This is a genomic window from Heliobacterium chlorum (genome assembly GCF_014502795.1).
Taxonomy (GTDB): Bacteria; Bacillota; Desulfitobacteriia; order Heliobacteriales; family Heliobacteriaceae; genus Heliobacterium; species Heliobacterium chlorum.
Genome location: NZ_JACVHF010000216.1, coordinates 1 through 311, shown reverse-complemented (window position 1 = coordinate 311; position 311 = coordinate 1). Strand labels below are relative to the sequence as shown.

General features: G+C 49.8%; 1 pseudogene. It reads right to left on the bottom strand.

The features are described 5' to 3' along the window. Nucleotides 1-246, bottom strand: a pseudogene (locus H1S01_RS21095) (hypothetical protein); the annotation flags it as partial. Nucleotides 247-311: the final 65 nt, after the last annotated feature.

Below are 311 nucleotides of genomic sequence, written 5' to 3'. Positions count from 1 at the left end.
GGCTCGCTGAAGCACATTTCGGCAATACGCAGTGATCAATTGAAATGCTTCTGGATTGTCTTTTTGAAACGGTATCGCATCAGCCAGGACTCGACCATACGCCACAGGAATGCCTGCTTGCCCCCACAATCCTCCGTTACCGCTTTCCCCGTGTAGTTTTAGGTAGGCATAGCAGTGCTCATGGCACAAGGCAACGTCGCCCGCTTTTTTACATTTAGGAGAGAGTAAACACCCGATAATACTCATTCCCCCTCACTTCCCCGCTGCAATCGCGCCATAATCTCGTCTACACTTCGACCACCATGTTTTTT